This is a genomic window from Clostridium sp. (genome assembly GCF_050717535.1).
GTDB lineage: Bacteria > Bacillota > Clostridia > Clostridiales > Clostridiaceae > Clostridium_AD.
Window position 1 is genome coordinate 1 of record NZ_JBOITM010000065.1, and the last position, 3965, is coordinate 3965.

Genomic DNA, 3965 nt, shown 5'->3' on the forward strand with positions numbered 1-3965 from the left:
AAAAATGTAGTTTGTTGAGTGTTATTTTTGCAAAACATAGTAATCCTCCTAAAGTGATCATTTTGGTATTATTATATCATAAGTACTGCTATTGGAAGTAATTACAAGCTTTTTGTGGGATAATCATTATATTGTATATATTTTATTAAGTCTCCTATATTACTATCTTCTCTTGATATATCACTATCAGAAACTATAAGTATTAGCTTGTTTTCTGCACGTGATACTGCAACATTTATAAGATTAGGATCATCTATAAAATCATTTATTTCATTTGCTACCGTAGTTAAAATAATAGTATCTTTTTCTCTTCCTTGAAATTTATGTACTGTATCAACTTCAATGCTCTCATTTTTAATTAACTTCTTTAACTCCTCTGTTTGTAATCTGTAAGGCGAAATAATGCCCACTGTTTTAGGAGACTTTTCTAGATTTAATTTTGGTAGTATTTCTTCAAGTATTACGTCTATTTGTCTTTGATTTAGCTTCCCTCTGGCATGATTTCCCTTAGCCGTTTTATATACTAAAAGTGGCTTATCATCTAAACTTTCATTGGTTAATATAATTAACTCATTATTATAGTATTTTTTATTACAGAACCCTATAATTTTAGGATTGCATCTATAATGTTCTCGAAGTAATGTCTTTGGAATATCTCTATATAAATTTGTTATTGAAGACAACAAACTATTTTCAGCATAACTGTAGGCTTTATCTAAGTTGTACTCTTCAAAAATCATATTGCTTATATTTTTAATTTCTTTAGAAACAATATTAGGTAGTTGCTTTAAATCTCCAACAATAACTGCATTTTTCGCGCAAGATAAGGCTAGCGAACCAGTTACTATATCAACCTGAGAGGCCTCATCCACAATAACATAATCAAATAAATAATTTTCACTGGCACAGCTCCTTAAAGAATGAGTGGTACTAAGTATTACTGGATATTCCTTTTGGAAATCTTCAAAGTTTTTCCATAGTACATCTATTGAAAATATTGGTCTACTAATTTTTGTTATGAATTTCTGAGCTAAATTAGCTTTAAGCACTTCCATGGAGTTTTCACTGTATACTTTCATTAAGTTTTCAAAATCAGCCTTTTCTAATTTGTTATTTAATAAATGAATAGCTTGATTTAACTCATCTATTCTTAATTCATAATAGATTTTTTTAAAATATTCTACTATATCTTCGCTAGAGTTCTTATAAAATTTAAAACTTGTGATGCCATACCTAAATAAGTTTTTCAGTTTATGCCTAAATTTAAATACACCATGCTTTTCTATAATGATTTCATACTCTAGCAGTAATGACATTACTTCATTTGATTTTTGCTTAAATAAAGAATGATATGAAGTTATATTAATTTTTTTCTCTTCATAATATCTGTTGAAATACTCTATCTCAACAGATATTTCAGAAAGCTCTTGCTTTAACTTAGCTATTTTGTTTTGTTTATCTAATAGGTCATCAAGTTTTTTTTGAGAATCCACTAAGTTGTTTTTTACTATTTTTAACTGTTCATTCTCTATGTTCCAATCGTTCATAACCGGATAAGAAGAATTCTGAAAAGCGAAGAATTTCTCTTTATTTTCTCTATTTCCTAAATATGCTGCAATAAAACCCACTCCATACTTTTCCAGCTTTTCTAATACATTTGCTGTGGCTGAATTATTGTTAGAAACAACTGCGACAGTCTTATTGTTAATAATAGCATTTGCAATAATATTTAAAATTGTCTGTGTTTTACCAGTCCCAGGAGGCCCCTCAATAACACTTATTTGATTAGTTAAAGCTTTTTCTGTTGCACTCTTTTGGCTAAGATTAAAACCAAAGGGAAATATTATAATGTTTTTTATTTTATTATACTGTTTGCTTAAAAAACTGCTATCATCATTTAAAGTGATACTAACCTTTGCTGCTAATTTTTTTAGATACTCAAAACAATTACTTGAAGATTTATTCTTCAAGCAGGTTTCTTCCATTGCTATATTGGATATAGGATAAAGCTTTTTATAACCAGTTTTAAAACACACTTTAACCTGCTCTTCAAACTTAAATATTTTAACAGCACCAGAAATAGGATGATTATTTTCATATATAATTGTAGTTTCCGCATTTATCTCAATAGGATGTCTAATCCACTTAACGTTAGCATGGTTATATGTATATGTTTTATTGTTATCGAATGTAATTTTGCACTTACCCTTACTATTTTCACAATAAATAATTTTTTCTGTTTTATCTTCATCCTTTATAAGAATAAGATTTTCTTCAATATTCAATATTATAGTTCTCCTCTCTCTTTATTTTTGCACCCTATATATAATCAAAATAATTGTCTAGTATTATCCTTATTTCTTATATATTCACTTAATTCGCTCGCCTATTATAATAATTTATTATAACACTATTTAACATGAAGTTTCCATATATTGTCGTATGATTCTACATCATAACCATTTGTATTACAAAAACCAAAATGCTATGCGGAAACAGTACATAAAACACTTGTACCTATTCCCTAATAGCAAAATCACTACCTAATTGGAAAAAGACTTGCTTTTACACAAATCTTATCTGTATTCTATAGATTATCATTTAAGTTAATTCCCCTATTTTCTAATGGTCACAAGGTTATTTAATATAATTTCATTGTAAACTAATGATTGTTTAAAAGGTTACAACAAGAAAAATGTATCCATCAATAGTTTTTCATATTTTAATTTTATTAATTCTTATATATTCATCATATGTTTTCTCCCCTACACTCTTAGCAGATTTTACTTTTAAAATTCTTTTTAATCTTTCAACTTCCTCTTTAGACTTTTGGTATCTTATATTTACTAAATCATCATCAAACATTGGAAGGATTTTGGTCATAACCTCAACAATAAACCTTCTAAGCTCTAAATATGATTGAGTACTTGTATCCAAACCATTTTTCGTAGTTGTAAATGGTAGCCTTGTGTTTTTATTCTTACTTTTTACATATACGAAGCCTCTAAAATTATTAAACTTTTCTTCAAAAGTGGATGATGAAAATCCTTCTCTTAATTTGGAGCAATTCCATCCTGTAAGTTCACTTTTATCTGCCTCTACAACTAACATCTCATCTAGATAAATACTCCAACCAGCATTTCTAATATTATTTTCACCTTTTTTTATAACAATTTCAACACTGAAATCAATTATCTTAGTTTTGACCCTAAATACCTCAATATCATTGTCATCATAACTTAGGGGTAAATCATTTAGAATAATTCTCATACCATTTTCTAATGCTTGTTTATAAGTTTTACTTAATAATTCCTTTAACTTAAAAATAAATTTATTATCTGAAAAATGGTTTGATATTACTTTGTTCAATTGTTTAACTTCAATTATTGTACCGATGACATTGCTATTATGTGGTACAATATCATTTAATTCGATATTCCACTCAAGTTCTTTCATCCAACTGTTGACATCTAAATCTATAGTAAAATGATCACCTTTGCTAATAGATTCAATTTTAATGTTGTTACCAATTTTAAATAATGCTCTCTTCATGCCAATTCCAAAATGATTTATATCTTTTCTTTTTCCGTCTAAAAGACTAATATGACCAAAAGTAAAAGCATAATGCTTTGCATCTTCCCTAGATATCCCTCCACAATTATCCTTAATAATGAACTTATTCTTATTTAATATAAGTTGAATTTCAAAACCCTTTAAAAATGCGCTATTAGACATTGATTTGGCAGCTTCTATCGAATTATCTACTAAATCCGTTATTGCCTTCTCTAAAGAAATATCTCTTATGATATAACTAATAAAAAATTCTTTTGTTGGTTGCTGTAAGTGGTAAACTAAAACCATGAGATTTAGGAAAATAAGAACCCGGAATAATTTCCAAATAACCACAAAAACAAACACCTTTTCTGTACAATAGAATTGAAGAGGTGATGAGAATTGAAAAGATT

The 3965-nt window shown here is 27.6% G+C and carries 2 protein-coding genes; both read right to left on the reverse strand.

Translation table 11 applies throughout. From position 1 onward, the window contains the following. Positions 1-101 precede the first annotated feature (101 nt). Entirely contained in the window at positions 102-2285 is a 2184-nt protein-coding gene (locus tag ACREVU_RS09130; protein WP_431551283.1) for an AAA domain-containing protein, read from the reverse strand. A gap of 430 nt (positions 2286-2715) precedes the next feature. After that, the coding region (locus tag ACREVU_RS09135; protein ID WP_431551284.1) for an ATP-binding protein at positions 2716-3965 on the reverse strand (1250 nt) is incomplete at its 5' end.